Below are 19429 nucleotides of genomic sequence, written 5' to 3' on the forward strand. Positions count from 1 at the left end.
AGAGACGTTGCTCGCTTCATTGGTCCTCGCATCTCAAAACGGAAGCGCTCTACCCTTATGATATCCGAACAGTAGACGAGGCACAAAGGAGAATTGAGGAATATATCCATTTTTACAACTCTACGAGGCCACAAAGAAAATTAAACAAGCTGACGCCGATTGAGTACCGGCGCCAGCTTGCTGCTTAGCTCTTTTTTTAGTGTCCACTAAATGGGGTCTTGACCAGGCGGTTCGTTGGCTTTTTTTATTCTTACCCGAAAGTGAGGGCATCACTATGAAACCAAAAGTGATCATTTACAAGAAAGTGGAGTCAACCATACTTGAGTATGTGAAAGAAGCTTGTGACGTCTTTTATTTTGAACATCTCGACGCAGATAATATGGCATCCTTCTACGAAGCATTGAAAGACGCAAAAGGACTGTTTGGTACGGGCTTAAAAGTCGATGCAGCCTTGCTCGAAAAAGCCCCGAACCTGAAAATTGTGAGCAATGTCTCGGTTGGTTACGATAATCTGGATGTTCCAGCACTAACCCATAGAGGAGTGATGGCAACGAATACGCCAGATGTGCTCAATGAGACTGTCGCAGATACAATGATTGGGCTCATGCTTGCAACGGCGCGCCGGATTCCGGAGCTGGATCACATGGTAAAGGCGGGGAAATGGACTGCACACATGACCCCTGCGCAATTCGGAGTAGATGTGCATCACAAGACGCTAGGGATCATTGGAATGGGGCGGATTGGTGCTGCCATCGCAAAGCGAGCTCATTTTGGGTTTGGTATGAACATCCTGTACCACAATCGATCCCGCAATGTAGAGGTAGAGAACACCTATCATGCCACGTATTGCAGCTTGGATGAGCTTTGTCAGGAGGCGGACTTCATTTGCCTGATGGTTCCGTTAAGTCCACAGACGACCAAGCTGATCGGAGAACGAGAATTCCGTTTGATGAAAAAGACGGCTATTTTTGTGAATGGATCTCGCGGCACAACGGTAGATGAAGAAGCGCTGGTTTTGGCCTTGCAAGAAGGTGAGATATTAGCAGCGGGGCTCGATGTCTTTGTTCAAGAACCGGTAGACCCGCAACATCCACTCTTGTCCATGCCGAATGTGGTTACCTTGCCCCATATCGGATCAGCCACATTGGAGACAAGACAGGCGATGGCTCGATTTGCCGCAGAGAATTTTGTAACAGGAATCCAGGGCAATCGTCCTCCTGCGCTGGTGAATCCGGAAGTGATTTAAGGTAACAGAAGAGAACCGGTAAAAAAGACAACGGCTTCGAGAGGGAGTAAATACCTTTCGTGCCGCTGTCTTTTTGTTATTCCTATGATTTAAATGTTTTTCAGTAGCAATGAAGAGTGGCTCGAAAAAAGCCCTTATCCATTACACTTTAAAGACATGAATGGTGTTGCGAAGCTCCTGCGCCATCTGATTCAAGCGCTGGGCGGATTCAGAGATCGATTGCAAGGAGGAGAATTGCTCTTCCGATGCGGCAGCGACTTCGGTAATTTGGTCAGCAGACGTTTGGGAGATCGAAGCCAATTGTGTCACCGTTGCGGAAACTTGTTGGGAACTGGCTGACATTTGCTCAGAAACAGCGGAAACATCTTCGACCTGTTCGGCAACTTGCTGCGTCGAGTTTAGGATATGCTGGAATGCATTTCCTGCATTTTTCGCTACTTGGATACCTGTTTCCACTTCCTTCGTGCCTTGCCTCATGTTTTGGACGGCTTTTCCCATTTCCTGTTGAATGTTCTCGATCAGCAGGGTGATTTGGGCTGTCGATTTGGATGACTGTTCAGCAAGCTTGCGAACTTCGTCGGCTACAACAGCGAACCCTTTTCCGTGCTCGCCTGCGCGTGCCGCTTCGATTGCCGCATTCAATGCTAACAGATTCGTTTGGGAAGCAATTTCAGTGATTACATCGACGATATTACCGATCTCTTTTGATCGATCCTCGAGTGATCGAAGGGCTGATGCAGATACTTGAACGGAGCGGCTGATTGAATCCATTTGGTCAATGACCATTTGCACCGAGTCTGTTCCTTTCTCTGCTTCCTTCGACATATCGAGAGAAGATTCAGCGACAGAAGAAGTAGATTCGGCAATACGCTGAATCCCGGTGGCCATTTCTGTCATTGCACGGGCATTCTCACTTGCAGAGAGGGAGGTAGCATCTGTACCTGCCTTTAAATCCTGGATCGTTTCCGTCACCTGCTGTAAGGTAACCGTGTTCTGAGCTGCACCTTCTGCTAACTCATGTGCAGAGGTCGCAGCGTGCTCGGCGTGCTTTTGGACATTCTCGATAATGGTGCGCCAGTGTGCAATCAAGCCATTCACTTTATCTGCGAGTTGACCGAGTTCATCTTTCTGCTTCACTTGAATCGAGACGTCCAGGTGTCCCTCATTCATTTTTCCAATCACGTGAACCAGATCTTTGAGCGGTGACAAGAATTTACGCAGGAAGCCGTATTGTACGATAAATACGATCAAAAATGATGCAAGGAAGCCGATTCCCAACCATTGAAATAGTTCTTCCTTGCCTCGATCCACGATACTTGCATTCGTATCAACACCAAAAATACCGATGACATTTCCACTTTCATCGATCAACGGCTGCAAGATGGTGACCCACGTACCATACACGTCGGTGTAGATCCCCGTATTAACCGCCTCTTTGCTCTGCATCAACTTCTCGAAAGCAACAACCCATTGTGGCGCTTGCTCAAAATAGTCGCCTGCCTTAAAGCCGGCTTCGTACACATGGGTTGGCAAAGCGATGGTAAGGTTGCTATTGCCGTTTTTCATTTCTGCTCCAAACACGTACGCTTGGGCGATGTTTGGATTCTCCTTGGACATTCGGTCAAGCTGGGCAGTTAGTCTGACTTGGACTGGGTCTTTTGGATCATGATGTGTAATTGCGCTCTTGATGTCTGCAATGTCGATTTCTCCTTTTGCGTAAGTGGCAAACCCCCGTGCTTGTTCATCCAGATTTTGCTGGAGGATTGTATCCTGAACAACGAAGCTGGCGACCCCCAACATCAAGCCCATCAAGAGAATGGTCAAGCAGGAGAGCACCAAATTCTTACCGAAAAATGAGACCTGCATCTTCTGGCGTGGCATTTTTTTCAACTCCTTGATAAATTATGGTGGGAAAAATGCTCCATTTATTAAATTGCAAGAATTGTGCCATTCTTTCTGGGGTTTTTTTGTCGATATACGTTAATATTTGTCAAATAATGAACGATAATAGTAGAGAGCACCAAATTTTCTTGCATCAAGTACAGTAAGAAGGAGTGTTTCCAATCAAAGGGAAGAAAAAGGTAGCCATTATTGCAGGATCCAGCAAAACTGCTGCGGCGATTACAAACCAATTGGTCGTACTGTTTGGCGCATTTATAGAATTTTATGGTTTTTCGCAGAAATCTTGGAACAATGATAGTAATTACGATATGGTTCTCATCAGTACACAAACGATCTTTACACGCGAACTCGCACCAAAAATTAAACCTGGCACGGTTATTCTGATTATTCGTCGAACATTGCTCCGAACCAGCTGGGAAAAAGTGATGTCGATTCCTGTAGGAACGAAGCTTCTCATGGTCAACGATGAGAAAGATTCGGCCGAAGAAACCATAGCACTGTTGCGGGAGCTGGGCGCGGGGCATATTGAGCTAGTTCCGTATTACCCCAAAATACAAAATTGTCCACCGTATACATCTGCAATAACACCAGGGGAAGGGCAGCTCGTGCCAGACATTGTCAACCGCGTGTTTGATATCGGAGAACGTGTGATCGACGTCAGCACACTCGTCGACATCTTGACACAATTTAATCTCTTACATAGTGACGCTAGAGATATTTTATCTGTTTATTCAGAATCCATCATTACCCGGAGCCAAGGTATTCAGATTACGATGCAAGGTTTGATTCATGCGAAGCTGCTGCTGCAGCAAACATTAGACATGGTGCAGGATGGCGTCATTGCCTATGATCTGAATGGGAAGATTACGTTCTTTAACACAGCTGCCCAAGCCTTATTTGAATGTACGGTTCAGGAGGCAAACCAACTGTCGGTGAGGAGCTTGTTTGAACGGGTCCGAATCGATTTGGGTGTCATGACGGAGGAGTTCAATGATTCTCTCTTTCAAATCAAAAAGCATAAAGTACTCGTGAGCAGGCAGGTGATCGAGGAAAATGGCCATATTACAGGTGGAGTCCTTACGTTAAAAGCAGCTCGTCACGTAGAAGAGCAGGAGCTAAAGCTGCGGTTACATTCAAAAGGATATCAAGCCAAATTCTCTTTTGCCGATCTTGTTACGACCTCGATCCGAATGAAGAGAGTAGTGGAGCAAGCAGAGAAAATGGCCAGTAGTGATCTAGCGGTGCTCATACTAGGGGAGAGCGGAACTGGCAAGGAATTGTTTGCTCATGCGATTCACCAGGCTTCTACTCGTTCCTCTTTTCCGTTCGTTGCGGTCAACTGTAGCTCATTGCCGGATAATTTGCTTGAGAGTGAGTTGTTTGGCTATGAAGAGGGAGCTTTTACAGGTGCGCGAAAAGGGGGCAAGCCCGGACTGTTCGAGCAGGCTCACAAAGGGACGATCTTTTTGGATGAAATTGGTGACATTTCACCGAATCTGCAAAGTCGATTACTGCGTGTGCTGCAGCAGAAGGAAGTTTTAAAAGTGGGAGGTACCCGCTTGCTTCCCGTTGATGTTCGGGTGATTGCGGCAACCAACCGTGATTTGACGCGGATGGTCAATGAAGGAGCTTTTCGAGCCGATTTGTATTATCGGTTAAAAGTGCTGCAATTACTGATTCCGCCACTTCGAGAGCGAAAAGAGGATATTCCGCTGCTTTCTGCTCATTTTTTGCGAAAACGAGGGGCGGACGAAAAGCTTTTAGAGACGTTGCTCGCTTCATTGGTCAAACATGATTGGCATGGTAATGTGCGTGAACTGGAAAATGCCATGGAATATGTTGCCTTTATGAATGATCACAACCTGTCCGCGAAAGATATTCCTGGTTTAGAAGTGGGACCTGGAGTGGAGAAGGTGGTTGTCCAATCAAATGAAATACCCCCTCAATTGTATCGGGCAGCCCCCAATAACGAGCGATTCTTACTGAACTTGATCTATTTAGCCAAGACAAGTGGAAAGAATGCCGGCAGACGATCCCTCGTTGAGCAGGCACGTCAGAACGGCATAGTTATTCATGAAACGGAAGTAAGAAAAATCGTCGAAAAACTGCGTACGGAGGGGTGGATCGAAGTGAGTACGGGGCGTGGAGGCATTACATTGACGGAGAGTGGATATCACCTTTGCTGCGGTAATACTGAAATGGGGGAATTGGGAGAAACGGGAGGAATGGGAGGATAATCACCCATTCCTCCCGTTTTCTGCGCATTTGGAATAATTGAAATTATGCCAAAACAAGTTGGCACGGGACTTGCTAAGTTAGAGGGTGGCGGCTTACATCGAATAGGTATAAGGGATTAGGTCAAAAGGTATGGATGGAAGAAGGGTGTGATCATCATGAAAGAAACGCTTGTTCGATTGACTAGCAGCCTGATCCAAATGGAAAGCACGACTCCTGAGCGAATCAACTACTCTGTTGAATTCTGTGCGGATTGGTTACAGCGCCATGGAGTTCCGATCCGCCTGTGGGAGAATCAAGGACTCAAAATGCTCACAGCAACGATCGGTCCTACTAACACCGGCAGCACACTCGTCTTGAATGGTCATCTCGATGTTGTACCAGGTCATCCCGAGAATTTTATCCCCCGAGTGGAAGCAGGCAGATTGCACGGCAGAGGCAGCTATGACATGCTCGGTGCGGTAGCGGCAATGATGGCTCTCACAGCAGATCTTGTTCAGCAACCGCCAAAATGTCGAATAATTCTGCAACTTGTTCCGGACGAGGAAAAAGGCGGGGAATTGGGGAGTGCTTATCTGGTCGAGCAGGGGAGCATAGGCGATTTTGTCATTTGTGGTGAGCCGACCAATCTGGATATTGCTGTCCAGGCAAAAGGTGTCCTGCAGGTCAAAGTCGAGTTTTCAGGCGTTGCCGCACATGGAAGCCGTCCCTGGCTTGGTAAGAATGCGATTGTAGCTGCGATGCAAAAGTACAATCAGTTAGCGACTCTTGATTTCATGCAAGAAAGTAGTCGGTTTTTCCCGGTACCCTCTTTTAATCTGGCAAAGATTGAAGGCGGTGTTGCATTGAATCAGGTACCGGATCGCTGTGCTCTCTACTTGGATATTCGCTATCTGCCCACGCAGAATCCCGCTGATATTCTTGATTCCATTCGTCTTGCCGTTCCAGAAGCACAGGTAGAAATGCTTCGACACGGTTCACCTGTCACTACTGATGAATTCGATCCTTTTGTGCAGTCGCTCCATCAATCAACCGCACACATCTTTGGCAAAGAAAGCGTATTGTTTGGTCAGGATGGCTCGGCAGATACCCGTTTTTTTGCTCAGTATGGCATTCCTGCCGTCGAGTTTGGTCCGATTGGTGCCAATCATCACGGTCCCGACGAATATGTAGAGATCGAGTCACTTGTCATCTATCAAAAAATTTTGAAACATTTCATTAATCAGTTGGAAGGAAAGGTGAACAGACATGAAATTAAAAAATAAAGTAGCCATCGTAACGGGAGCAGGTTCGGGGAATGGGCGCGCAATCGCACTTCGACTTTTTGAAGAAGGGGCCATCGTGGTTGTCGCCGATATGAATGAAGCAGGAGCAAACGAGACGATTTCCCAAGCTCCAGAAGGCAGCAAAGCCATGGTCGTAAAAGTGGATGTGACCCAAAAGGATCAGGTAGACAGCATGGTCGCACAAACCATTCAAGAGTTCGGTAAAGTGGACATCCTCGTGAACAATGCGGGAATTGTTGCATTTACGCCGTTTCTTGAGCTGGATGAGAAAGAATGGGACAAAGTGCATGATGTGAATCTGAAAGCGCCGTTCTTTTGCTCGCAAGCGGTAGCAAAAGAAATGATCAAGGCAGGCAATGGTGGACGTATCATCAATATTACTTCTGTAGAAGCACACCGCGTCGTTTCCAGCAGCGGACACTGCCAACCTCATTACAACTCGTCAAAAGGCGGTTTGCATATGCTGACGAAAGCGATTGCGCTGGAGCTTTCCTCTCATGGCATTACGTGCAATGCGGTCGCTCCAGGTGTCGTTCAAACCCCGTTCACGGAAAAAGGTTTGGAAATTCCAGAAGTGAAAGAGTGGGTCTTGGAGCGTCTGCCAGTAGGACGTATCGGACAACCTCAGGATGTTGCGAATGCTGTTCTGTTTCTTGCACAGGATGAAGCCTCTTACGTAACGGGCAGCACGCTTGTCGTAGATGGCGGCTGGACGATTCACTAAACACTGTCGATTATACACGAAAAGGAGTGAGCACCTTGGGTAAGCTTGATCTCGCAGCATTAAAGGATCAATACCAGAATGGAACAATCGACATGATTACGGTTGCCGGTGTAGATATGCAAGGAAAGCTGTTCGGAAAAAAAGTGCCGGTACGCTACTTCCTAGATGATGCCATCAGCGGAATTCATACATGTGCAATCAATTTTATCTGGGATGTCAGCCTGAAATATGCGGAGAACTATAAGTTCTGCAACTTTGATACAGGGCTTCATGATATCAAAGTCGTTCCGGACCTATCGACATTGCGCACCTACCCCTGGATTCCGAAAAATGCGGTTGTGCTTGGCGATATTTACAACAAGGACGGATCGGAAGTAACGATTGCCCCTCGGAATATCTTGAAAAAGCAATTAGCAAAGGCAGAAGCGTTGGGCTATCGCTCCTATGCCGCATCAGAAATCGAGTTTCATATTTTCAAAGAAACGATTGATTCTGCTCGCGAAAAGAACTTTTCGAATTTGCAGCCGCTCTTTTCCTATCCGGTAGACTATTCGATCTATCGTCTCAACGTGGATGATTGGTTCCTCGGCCAGCTTGCTCGATATCTGGAAGAGGCGGGAATCCCTGTGGAAGCACTAAAAGGAGAATGGGGTAACGGCCAGGTTGAGTTGAATGTGCAATACGCGGAAGCATTGGAAATGGCCGACCGGACAGCCATTTACAAAAATGGCATTAAAGAGATCGCGGCCCTGAACAACCTCATGGTGACGTTCATGGCGAAACATGATACGGATGCTTCTGGCAGCAGCGGACACACGCACATTAGCTTGTGGGATCTGGAAGGAAACAACATGTTTTATGATGCCAACCATCCGTATAAATTGTCTGACACTGGGCGCTACTTCCTCGGTGGCATGATGGCCCTTGCTCCTGAGTTCATGCTATTTTATGCGCCATTCATCAATTCGTACAAGCGTCTAGCAAATACGGGAGGGGCGCCGAATACGCAGACATGGGGCGAAGATAATCGCACGACGGCTTTCCGCGTAGATGGACATGGCAAATCATGCCGCATCGAAAACCGGGTTCCTGGCTCAGATGCCAATCATTATCTCGTACTGGCAGCTTGCTTGGCTTCTGGACTGTATGGCATCGAACACAAAATTGACATTGAAGCACCGACGAAAGGAGATGCTTCCAGTGCTCCTGGCGTCAAGCGCTTGCCTTCCAATTTGGCAGAAGCGATCCAAAAGCTTTCGCAAAGTAAAATCGCTCGCGAGCTTTTTGGGGATGATGTGGTCGAGCATTACCTGACAGCTGCCAATAATGAATTGAACGATTATTTCCTTGAGGTAACAGATTGGGAACGGAAAAAATATTTTGAGTTTATTTAACACAGCCGAATCGTTTTTTTGTACGCAATGAGAAGGAGGGGCAACAGACGATGAACCCGATTCAACATGACGACTGGAACTATGCCTGGATCAATGGGGAAAAAGTATTTCTGAAAGAATCGATGGATGTCATCAATCCAGCGAACGGAAAGCCGATGGGACGCGTTCCCCGTGGTGGCAAGGAATTAACCCAGCAGGCGATTGATGCAGCAGCAAAAGCATTCCCGGCTTGGTCAAAGCTACCAGCTGATCAGCGTTCATCATACCTTCTAGAGTGGGCGGAACGCATTCTGGCAGACAGGGAACGGCTAGCATGGCTGTTGTCTACGGAACAAGGGAAGCCGCTTGAGGAAGCAAGAGGCGAAATTTTTGGGACGACGGTCTACATTCGCTGGTATGCAGAAGAGGGTAAGCGTGCGTATGGTGAGATTATTCCAGCTTCTCGTCAAGGCCAACGCCTGATGGTGTTTAAAGAAGCAATCGGTGTAGTTGGATTAATTCCTCCCGCGAACTTCCCAGGCGCTATTGTAGCGAACAAAGTAGCACCTGCACTTGCAGCAGGCTGCACCTTTGTTCTGAAGCCGGCCGAACAGACACCGCTTATTGCCATCGCTTTGCTCGATCACCTGATGGCAACCGGTATTCCAGCAGGTGTAGCCAATGTTGTGACTGGCGTAGCGGAGGAAATAGGTACTACCTTGTCAGCCGATCCGCGCGTACGCAAAATAGGGTTCACCGGTTCGACGGAGGTAGGCAAAATCTTGATGCGCCAAGCGGCTGACAATGTAAAGCGTCTAACGCTAGAGCTGGGCGGAAATGCGCCTGTCGTCGTCTTTCCTGATGCCAATCTGGAAAAGGCTGTCGATGCCATTATGGGTAACAAATTTGAGAATTGCGGACAAGTTTGCAACGGGATCAACTTGATCTACGCCCACGAATCGATTCGTCTGCAGCTCGTTGAAAAGCTCGCAGAAAAGATTCGCAACCTCAAAGTAGGAATCGGCACGGAGGAAGGCACACAGATTGGCCCGATGATTGACCCAAGCTACCTGGATAAAGTCGAAACACTGGTGCGCGATGCAGTGGAAAAAGGAGCGAAGCTCGTTGTCGGTGGCAAACGCGTGACGGATGAGGGGCTGCAGGACGGGTATTTTTATGCCCCCACCCTTCTCGATGATGTGACCGCGGACATGGAATTGACAAAGCGTGAAATCTTTGGTCCGGTCGCACCCGTACTTACTTTTACTGATGAAGCTGAAGTCCTGGCGCGTTGCAACAATACACCTTATGGATTGGCTGCCTATGTGTTCACCAAAGATGCTGCGCGGATGTTCCGCATGATTGATGGACTCGAGGTAGGAAATCTGGCGATCAACGGGACCTCTCTTGCCAATCCTCAGTCGCCATTCGGTGGCGTAAAGGAAAGTGGGATCGGCAGAGTCGGCGGTCACCAAGGGCTTGAGGAATACATGGAACTGAAATATGTGGCGTTAACCATCGAGTAACGCTACACCGCTTCGGTGGTATCAGGCTTAGACTATTTTAAACAAAAAGAGGTGTTGCATATGTCAAATGCCACTGCAGAAGTGCAAACACCCGAGGGTGGCACGAACCTTGGCTACAAACAGGAGCTGAAACGAGCCCTTACGTTCAAGGATCTTGTCATCTACGGTCTGATCACGATGCTTCCGATCGCACCCATTCAGGTGTATGGGATGATTGCACATGAAACATCAGGGATGGTTCCGATCGTTTATTTGGTCGGGGTCATCGCTATGGTCTTTACCGCTCTCAGCTATAGCAAAATGAGTAATGAGTTTCCCATTGCAGGTTCTGTTTACTCGTATGTACAACGTGGTTTGAACCCTCATATCGGGTTTGTAACCGGATGGTTGATCGCAGTTGATTATTTGATGGCCCCAGCATTGCTGACGGCATTTTCGGCGATGTGGTTGAACAGCATTATTCCTGCAATACCTAGTCCTGTCATTGTCTTGGTGTTTCTTGCAATTAATACGTTTGTTACTGCTCGAGGAATTACGCTGACAGCAACGACGAACAAGATCTTTCTGTTTTTGGAGATTGCCATCCTTCTCGTATTTATGGGATTTGCTTTCAAATTTGTGTTTATTGACGGGCATGGGGCAGGAGGTTTCTCCTTGGCACCGTTGTTCCAAGCCGACAAGATTGACCTTGGCTTTATCGCGAGTGCAGCTTCTATCGCGGTTCTAGGTTTCCTAGGATTCGACGTCATTTCAACGCTGTCAGAAGAAGTGGAAAATCCTGGCAGAACTGTTGGGCGTGCTACCGTGTCAACTTTGGTACTGATCGGTTTGATTTTTATGGTGCAAACCTATCTAGCAGCACTAGCTCACCCGGATTACTCCAACCTTGACCCGGATATGGCTTACTTTGACATCGCGCGAGAGGTCGGTGGAGAGTTTCTGTACTACGCGCTGATCTTGATTGCCGTCGCAGCAGTGGGGATTGCGAACGCTTTGGCCATTCAATCCGCCATTTCGCGTATTATTTACTCGATGAGCCGCGACAAGCTGCTGCCCATGTCGGGATTTTTGGGCAAAATTCACCCGAAATATAAAACACCATTTAATGCGACCATTTTCGTCGGGACGGCTTCCTTCTTCATTGCCATGTTTATGCCGATCGAAACGATCATTCAACTGGTCAACTTCGGTGCATTGACATCCTTCATGGTGCTGAATCTTTCCGTTTTTGCGTACTTCTTTGTGAAAAAGCGGAAAAGAGATATGAAAGGCTTCTTCAACTATTGCCTGCTCCCATGGCTCGGCTTCCTCGTCATCGGATTCGTTTGGTGGGGCTTTGACTGGAAAACGTTTGCGGTTGGGACAAGCTGGATGGTCGTTGGTGTGATTCTGCTCGCATTTAAAACAAAAGGATTCAAAGAACTGCCGCCAACGATGAGAGATTTGTAAGTACGAAACTTGGTGACAGCACAGAACGAATAAAAAAAGACAACGACTGCGAGGCGCGTGTTCCATGCCTTGCATGCCGTTGTCTTTTTTCGCCTAGGCTTCAAATGACTGTACTTGTCGTGTACTTCGGTAGCGAATAACCATGACGATCGCACCGAGCAGTACCAGAAATAGTAAAAAGAAAACGTTTTGGAATGCCGCTTGCACCGGAAGTCCCTTTTCCCAGCTTAACAGTAATCCGCATAAAGCCACTGAAAAGGAGCCTCCTAAAAATTGAGACAGCTGCAAGAGTCCCATTCCAGCCCCAACCATTTCCTTTGGCAGGATTTGCGAAACCTCGTTGGAGAGGGTCGAGGTCACTGTGGAGAGAGAAGGCGCAAACAACACGTATGAAAAGAGGATAACCAGTGGCGAGTGTGGCAGAAAAACTGCTGTTATCAGAATGGAAATGATCAAGACGAAATGTGCGCCCAGCAAAAATCGAAAATTTCCGTGCTTGTCAATCAGCCGTCCAATAAACGGGATGACGAGACTGGACAATATCGCTCCAGGAAAAATCGTCAATCCGATGGTAGCAGCACTTTGATGGAAAACCTCTGAGAGCACCAGTGGCATGAGAAACAGATTGGACATATTCAAGATAAAGGCACAAAAGCCGATCATCACAAGCTTTCGATAGCCGGCATGGGAGAGTAGAGCAGGGTAAATAAAGGGCTTTTCTTTATGACGCAGATGACGGACATTCGCGACGATGGCTGCGATCCCGATCAGAAGATAGAGGAAAGATAGCTGAGTCAGGGCAAGCAACAGGCTCGCAGTTGCGATGACGGTCAAAATGGCTCCGACGAAATCAAATTGCAGCTTTTGAGAAGTCTCCCTGGGCAATAGCCGCCACAAAACAGGAATCAGCACGAAGACCAAGCAAATAATTAAAAACAGTCCATGGAAACCCATCACTTGTGTGAGAGCTCCTCCGATGACAGGGCCAAGTCCGAATGCCAATATACTACCGGAAGCCAGTACGGTGATCGCTCTACCTCGTCGCTCCACGGGTATATAACGGCTGGCGAGGATCATCCCAAGTCCGGGAACAGCCCCAGCACCACATGCTTGTAGAAGGCGTGCTAGCAAAATGAGGGAAAAGCTGTCAGCCATATACCCGATAATAGAGGAAACGCCAAGTATGCTAAGTCCGATCGTAAGCAGATTTCGTATCGGGAGACTGTCAGAAAGCCGGCTGAATATAATCGTAGAAAGAGCAAATACGATGGAGTAGCCGGAAACGATCCAGGATCCGAGCCCCGCATCGATTTGCAAAGTCGTAATGATACTGGGCAAGGAAACGTTGAACATCGTCGTATTCATCAGAACGAGGAAAGATCCGATGGCCCAGATGGGGATGGTGATTCTATCGTTCATATAACCCCTCCTTCTCCCGCATTCTAACCTTGAACCTTGGACGGAAAAACTATATATTTTACTATCATCTAATAGAATGGGACCTAACATGGATTGGAAAGGAGTGTTGCTGTCGTGATGAATGGAATTAGGGCCAGCGTACTTGATCTCTCTCCCATCTATCAGGATGTCGATCCCCATGCGGCCTTGCAACAATCCGTACTACTCGCACAAACTGCTGAATCACTCGGTTACACACGCTACTGGGTCTCTGAGCATCATGACATGCCACAATTTGCCTCGTCAACTCCCGAAGTGCTTCTGGCGCACATTGGTGCAAAGACAAGTCATATTCGGATCGGCTCTGGAGCGGTGTTGCTGCCAAATTACCGTCCGTATAAGGTGGGGGAAGCCTTTGCCCTGCTCGCCACGTTGTACCCGGGAAGGATAGATCTGGGGATTGGACGAGCACCGGGTGGATCCGCTCATGCTTCACTTGCCATTAGCGGCAATTTTCTTGCGCAAGTAGGGATGATGAGGGAATTAGTAGGGGACTTGTCCGCTATTTTATGGAATGAGTATACAGTGGAAGGACAGCAGGTGATCGCACGTCCAATCCCACCTGTTCCAGCGCAATTATGGATGCTCGGCACCAACCGGAAAAGTGCCGAGCTTGCTGCTCAAAATGGGACAGGCTATGTGTTTGGGCATTTTATGAGTGATCAGCCCGGTGATGAAGCTATATTGTATTATCGGGAACAGTTTCGTGCTTCACGACATCACGAGAAGCCGCAAGTCATCATAGCTGTGAGCGTGTATTGCGCTGCATCGCGGGAAGAGGCTTCCAAGCTGATAAGCGAAAGAGAAGCAGGGAGTCGTTCCAGGAAAATGATGATCGGCACTCCTGAACAATTAACGCCAGTACTACAAGAGCTCGTCACAAAATTTCATGCGGATGAACTCATGATCATAACTGACATACCCGATTACCAAAAGCGTCTGGATTCCTATATACGGTTAGCGAAGGCTGTATTTTCACTGGAAGCATCTATGTAAAATAGAACATCTTTCCCCAAAAAATATGGTTGAATATCTCATGGACTTTTACGGAACTCTCGTGTACGATAGCGTAGCGATGAATTGAATGTAACGGGCGAAAGAAGGCTAGACCATGATTCGATCATACTTGCTGTTGCTTTTTTGTGTCACACTGTGGGGAAGTAATTTTGTATTCGGAAGCATGCTGGTTAAAGAATTTCCTCCCTTGTTTTTGGCAGATGTTCGATTGATGTTTACCTCCCTGTTTTTGCTCAGTTACGCGTGGATCACAAAGAAATTTGTGAAAATCAAGCCGAGAGAATGGGGTTTGCTGATTCTGCTTGGTCTCATTGGAACGTTGGCCAACCAGACTGCTTATTTCAACGGCTTGCTCACCACGGATGCCACAACAGCTTCTCTGATCCTGTCCATGTCGCCAATCGTTACAGCCATTTTAGCTTCCTTTTTTCTCAAGGAGCAATTTACACGGCGCATGAAGATTGGTTCCGCAGTAGCGCTATTGGGAACATTTTGTGTAGTCGGGATTGGTGCAGGATTAACAATTTCCAAAGGTGTCATGCTAATTGTAATTGCGATGATCACTTTCTCCTCTTCGATGATCATCATCCGCAAGCTGACAGAGACGATGCATCCGTTTATCTCGACGGTGTACTCGACTACGGTAGGTACGTTGTTCCTTACTCCAGCGGCCTTTTTGACCATCGATCCAGCCTCGCATATCAGTCATGAGGTGTGGGCGTGGGCTATGCTCATTTTAACCGCGATTTTCATGCAGGGCGTTTGCGGATTGGTTTGGAATCAACAGCTGAAGGTAGTGGGTACAGGGAAAGCAGCGATCTTTCTCAATTTGCAGCCGTTTGTCGCGATGCTGGTCGGATTTTTGCTGCTTGGCTCTCAGGTGACAGCTATTCAGGTGGGCGGATCTTTATTGATCGTGACGGGTGTCGTCGTGGCAACCGTGCGCTCCCAGAAATCGACGAGGAAAAAGCAAACACAGCTGGTAGGGGATCGAACAAAATCCATGTAAACCTTATAAGCGTAAGCTGGCAGGGATCAATGCTGGCTTGCGCTTTTTTTGTGAGTGCATGTAGAATTGTCGCAAAATAAAGACAATATGCATCGTGTGGGAAGGATAACCCTCTCTTTCGTGGAACTGGTTGAAAGGGAGGACAAACGACGAGAGGGTGATGATACATGATTTTAGACTATTTACAAGTACAGTCTGCCTATCAAATGAAAGTGGTGCCGACACAAAAGGAATGGACATTTCTCAGTAAAATTTCGGGCCATGCTCAGTTGTGGCGCTGGGATGAAAGTCAGTCTCGCCCAGAACAGGTCACCTTTTTGCCCGATCGCATCGTAGACTACGCCCATTCTCCCTGCGGAACCAAAACAGTCGTCGGTAGCGACTGCCGAGGAGACGAACGACAGCAGCTCTATTTGCTCACAGAACAAGGAAAAGTCATCAACACGTTGACCGATTCTCCCACGCATTTTCACTACCTCGGGGGTTGGTCTCCATGCGGTGAAAAGATTGTCTGGTCCAGTAACCGACGTCACCCGCGCTGCTTCGATTTGTTTGTTCAACAGGTCGAGACAGGGGAGTACGAGGAAGTGTTTCAGTATGAGGGCCGATGCGTTCCCGTGGCGTGGCTCCCAGATGGAAATGCACTCATTTTCAGCGTGCAAGAAACCAACATTGACAATGCCCTTTATCTTTTAGATCTAAAAACTAGATCGGCAAGCAGGCTGTCGATCTGCAATCGGCATGCTCGGTATCTTTCGTTGAAATTGACGAAGGACGGAAAGGGAGGCTATCTCGTTACAGATCGCGACGAGGATACGATGTCCCTATGCCGGTTTACCTTTGATAGTCCGGAGCTTGAGAGATTGGTTCAGGTTCCTAGCTGGGATATCGAGGATGTGGTGCTTTCGCTTGACGAACGGCGAATCGCATTCACAACTAACGAGGGTGGTATTTCTACACTAACTTTCTTTTCCGTGGAAGATCATTCATTGGTGAAGGCAGTGAATGTACCGTTTGGGGTCATCCAATCCGTGGCTTGGCTTTCAGAGGAGAAGTTGACCTTCACTTTGAAAAGCCCAACAATGCCCGGAGATATATGGACGTATTCGATACCGACTCAGACATGCGAGCAGATTACGTACATAGGAAAATCAGAGGCGATCGAAGACAGTCTGATTTCTCCTGAGTTAAAATCCTTCCGATCCTTCGATGGTTTGGAAGTGCCTTATTTTTATTACGCAAAAGGACAAGCCCTCAATAGACCTGTTGTAGTCTATGTCCATGGGGGACCCGAAAGCCAGATTCGGGCTGAGTACCATCCGGTCTTTCAATACTTAGCGAATCAGGGCTTCATCGTGGTTGCCCCCAACGTCCGAGGCAGTATGGGATACGGTCGTACCTATGTGCAGCTCGACGACAAGCGAAAACGAATGGACTCCGTTGCAGATCTTGCTTGGTTGGCAAAGTCACTGTCTGATCAGGAGGAAGTAAATCCGAATGCAATTGGCATTATGGGGCGCAGCTATGGAGGCTTTATGGTCTTGGCAGCGCTCACCCATTTTCCGGACCTATGGGCAGCAGGAGTCGATATTGTAGGGATCTCTCACTTCCGGACTTTCTTGGAAAATACGGGAGAGTGGAGACGAAGCCTGCGAGAAGCAGAATACGGCTCACTTGCGGAAGACAGTGATTTCTTTGAAGAGATCGCCCCTCTGAATCATTCGAATAAGATCAAAGCGCCACTGCTCGTCTTTCATGGTCGCAATGATACCCGTGTTCCCGTTAGTGAGGCGGAACAGCTGGTGTCCGATATGAAAGCGAGAGGACAAGAGGTTGATCTGCATATTTTTGAGGATGAGGGTCATATGACGGAAAAGCTGGAAAATCACATCACGATGAATCACAAGATCACGGAGTTTTTTCTGCATCAGCTGACAAATTCCAAATCTGACGAGGAGTGAAGGAAAATGGTACAGAACAAACGAGGCATTACCGCTGAAGATTTTTATCGGATTCGTTATGCGAGTGACCCGCAGCTATCTCCAGATGGGACAGCAGTCGCTTATGTGCAGTCGATGGTAGACGTAGATCGTGCTTATCGGACACACTTGTTTGTTCAGTCTTTGGCAGAGAAGAGCGTCATCGCTTTGACCGAAGGAGCCGTCCGTGATTCTTCCCCACGCTGGTCTCCCGATGGCACGCAAATCTGCTTCATCTCCAAGCGCTCCGGCAAATCACAGATTTGGCTGATAGACGTCAAAGGTGGCGAACCGACGCAGGTAACGCGATGCAAAACAGGCGCTGCAAACCCGGTATGGTCGCCTGATGGCAAACGGATTGCCTTCTCTTCCATGATGACACCGGAAGATTCGTTTGCGGATCTGGAAACGGATGAGAAAAAAGAGGCACCAAAGAAAGCCATCGTGGTCAACCGTATGAAATACAAGTCGGATGACCTCGGCTTTGTGTACGACACCTCCAAACAAATTGCCGTGGTAGACGTAGAAACGGGCGAGATCACACCTGTCACACATAGTGACTACCATCACACGGTAGGAACGTGGTCGCCTGATGGCCATTGGCTCGCGATTACAGCCAATCAGGTAGAGAATACTGACCTTCAACACAGTGTCGACGTGTACCTCGTTCCTGTAAATGGGGGGGAATGGATAAAGCTGACCCGTAGTATGGGTACGTTCTTTTTTCCGACTTGGTCAGCAGATGGGAAAAAGCTGGCGTATATCGGCAGTGAGTCTCCTACACATCTGATCGCGACGCAGAAAAACGTCTGGGTATCAGATTTGGAAACGGGCACTCAGACTTGCCTCACCGCTGACTGGGACGTTCAGGTAGGGGATTCTACAATCGGAGACGTACGCTCTCCGGGTCATCCGAATCCAGGAGGCGTCTGGACAGAAGACGGATCCGGGATGTATTTCATTGCGAGCGAGCGTGGAAACTCCAGCTTATATCATGCGACACTCGATGGTACGATTACCAAAGTCATCGGGGGCGAGCGCAATATCTATGGCTTCACACTTCATGAGCAGAGCCGTACAGCAGTGATAGCTGTGAGCGATCCGATTACTCCAGGTGACTTAATTGAAGTGAATCTCGAGACGGGTGAAGAAGTACGCCTGACGGATGTAAACCACGAGCTGCTGGCTGAGCTAGACTTACCTGAGCCGATTGAACTGGAATACGAAGGGCAGGATGGATGGAAGCTGCATGGATGGCTGCTAAAGCCGGTCGGGTTTCAGGAGGGTGAAAAATACCCGATGGTCCTGCAGATTCACGGTGGTCCGCATTCCATGTACGGCAATACGTTTTTCCATGAGTTTCTCTTGCTAGCAGCGAAAGGCTACGCCGTTCTGTATACAAACCCGCGCGGCAGTTTTGGCTACGGGGAGAAATTTATGCAGGCGTGCTGCGGTGACTACGGAGGGAATGATTACCTCGATTTGATGAGCGCAGTCAAATATGCATGCGATCAGTTCGACTTCATTGACACGAATCGGATGGGTGTCGCAGGGGGCAGTTATGGTGGGTTCATGACCAACTGGATCGTTGGCCAGACGAATTTGTTCAAAGCGGCGGTGACTGATCGAAGCATCTGCAACTGGCTCAGTTTTTACGGAGTTAGCGACATTGGATACTACTTCACCGCAGAAGAAATCCAAGGTAATCCATTTACGAATCCAGAGAAGCTCTGGCAGCATTCACCCATACGTCATGTAGCCAATATCGAGACACCATTGCTCATTATGCATGGGGAACAAGACCATCGATGCCCAATCGAACAGGCAGAGCAGCTATATATCGCCTTGCAGCATCAAGGAAAAGCGCCAGTCAGCTTTATGCGTTTCCCGGGAGCCAGCCACGAGCTATCACGCAGCGGCGACCCAGAGCAACGTGTCTTGCGTCTGCAATATACGGCAGAGTGGTTTGACGCGTATTTGCACACGACGGAAAAAGTAGTCATGGAGTAACAGGTTCTCTTAAGAGAGCTCAGAAAGAAACGGAAATGGATAAGAATTGCATAGACCCGCGTGCCAGTTTTGTATAGCTGACATGCGGGTTATTTTTCATTTTGTGATCACTGCTACAGAAACTTATGTACTAGCGCTTGCCCCTGGGAGCGCTAGGCTCGTTTTACGTATAAAAAAATAATTCCTAGTATTCCGATATGCTGACATCGATTACA

The 19429-nt window shown here is 48.1% G+C and carries 14 protein-coding genes; 12 read left to right on the forward strand and 2 right to left on the reverse strand.

The window, feature by feature from the left end; genetic code table 11:
- Both AN963_RS30115 and AN963_RS07005 read left to right on the forward strand, forming a co-directional pair.
- On the forward strand, window positions 1–188 hold a 188-nt coding region (locus tag AN963_RS30115; RefSeq protein ID WP_152985644.1), incomplete at its 5' end, for an IS3 family transposase.
- An 86-nt stretch (window positions 189–274) separates the two neighbouring features.
- On the forward strand, window positions 275–1246 hold the full coding sequence (locus AN963_RS07005) for a 2-hydroxyacid dehydrogenase (protein WP_055743787.1): 972 nt from the start codon (window positions 275–277) through the stop codon (window positions 1244–1246).
- A gap of 141 nt (window positions 1247–1387) precedes the next feature.
- Here AN963_RS07005 and AN963_RS07010 read toward each other — a convergent pair whose 3' ends face one another.
- Window positions 1388–3127: a methyl-accepting chemotaxis protein gene (locus AN963_RS07010; protein ID WP_055743788.1), complete on the reverse strand. Its 1740-nt coding sequence runs from the start codon at window positions 3125–3127 to the stop codon at window positions 1388–1390.
- Window positions 3128–3300: 173 nt separating this feature from the next.
- Between AN963_RS07010 and AN963_RS07015 the strand changes: the two genes are divergently transcribed.
- The 6 genes from AN963_RS07015 (at window position 3301) to AN963_RS07040 (ending at window position 11741) form a co-directional block, all read left to right on the forward strand.
- Window positions 3301–5385, forward strand: a complete 2085-nt coding sequence (locus AN963_RS07015) for a sigma-54 interaction domain-containing protein (RefSeq protein WP_055743789.1) — start codon at window positions 3301–3303, stop codon at window positions 5383–5385.
- A 156-nt stretch (window positions 5386–5541) separates the two neighbouring features.
- Window positions 5542–6648 (forward strand): M20 family metallopeptidase, encoded by a 1107-nt coding sequence (locus AN963_RS07020; protein ID WP_152985610.1) that lies wholly within the window; start codon window positions 5542–5544, stop codon window positions 6646–6648.
- Complete coding sequence (locus tag AN963_RS07025; protein ID WP_055743791.1) at window positions 6632–7393, forward strand: SDR family NAD(P)-dependent oxidoreductase; 762 nt, start codon at window positions 6632–6634, stop codon at window positions 7391–7393. Before AN963_RS07020 ends, AN963_RS07025 begins: the two co-directional genes overlap by 17 nt.
- 35 nt (window positions 7394–7428) lie before the next feature.
- On the forward strand, window positions 7429–8787 hold the full coding sequence (locus AN963_RS07030; RefSeq protein WP_055743792.1) for a glutamine synthetase family protein: 1359 nt from the start codon (window positions 7429–7431) through the stop codon (window positions 8785–8787).
- Between the two features lie 50 nt (window positions 8788–8837).
- On the forward strand, window positions 8838–10292 hold the full coding sequence (locus tag AN963_RS07035) for an NAD-dependent succinate-semialdehyde dehydrogenase (protein WP_055743793.1): 1455 nt from the start codon (window positions 8838–8840) through the stop codon (window positions 10290–10292).
- Window positions 10293–10352: 60 nt separating this feature from the next.
- Window positions 10353–11741, forward strand: a complete 1389-nt coding sequence (locus tag AN963_RS07040) for an APC family permease (RefSeq protein ID WP_055743794.1) — start codon at window positions 10353–10355, stop codon at window positions 11739–11741.
- Between the two features lie 93 nt (window positions 11742–11834).
- Here AN963_RS07040 and AN963_RS07045 read toward each other — a convergent pair whose 3' ends face one another.
- Window positions 11835–13160: an MFS transporter gene (locus AN963_RS07045; protein WP_055743795.1), complete on the reverse strand. Its 1326-nt coding sequence runs from the start codon at window positions 13158–13160 to the stop codon at window positions 11835–11837.
- A 117-nt stretch (window positions 13161–13277) separates the two neighbouring features.
- Here AN963_RS07045 and AN963_RS07050 point away from each other — a divergent pair, with 117 nt between their 5' ends.
- From AN963_RS07050 to AN963_RS07065, 4 genes are all read left to right on the forward strand, one after another.
- Window positions 13278–14195 (forward strand): LLM class flavin-dependent oxidoreductase, encoded by a 918-nt coding sequence (locus AN963_RS07050; RefSeq protein WP_055744485.1) that lies wholly within the window; start codon window positions 13278–13280, stop codon window positions 14193–14195.
- Between the two features lie 115 nt (window positions 14196–14310).
- The gene (locus AN963_RS07055) at window positions 14311–15225 is read left to right on the forward strand and encodes a DMT family transporter (protein ID WP_055743796.1); all 915 of its coding nucleotides are present in this window, start codon (window positions 14311–14313) and stop codon (window positions 15223–15225) included.
- 167 nt (window positions 15226–15392) lie between these two features.
- A complete protein-coding gene (locus AN963_RS07060; protein ID WP_055743797.1) occupies window positions 15393–17186 on the forward strand; it encodes a S9 family peptidase in 1794 nt (597 codons plus the stop codon).
- Window positions 17187–17192: 6 nt separating this feature from the next.
- A complete protein-coding gene (locus AN963_RS07065) occupies window positions 17193–19214 on the forward strand; it encodes a S9 family peptidase (RefSeq protein WP_055743798.1) in 2022 nt (673 codons plus the stop codon).
- The last annotated feature ends 215 nt before the right edge of the window (window positions 19215–19429 follow it).

This window comes from Brevibacillus choshinensis (genome assembly GCF_001420695.1).
In the GTDB taxonomy this organism is placed as follows: Bacteria; Bacillota; Bacilli; order Brevibacillales; family Brevibacillaceae; genus Brevibacillus; species Brevibacillus choshinensis.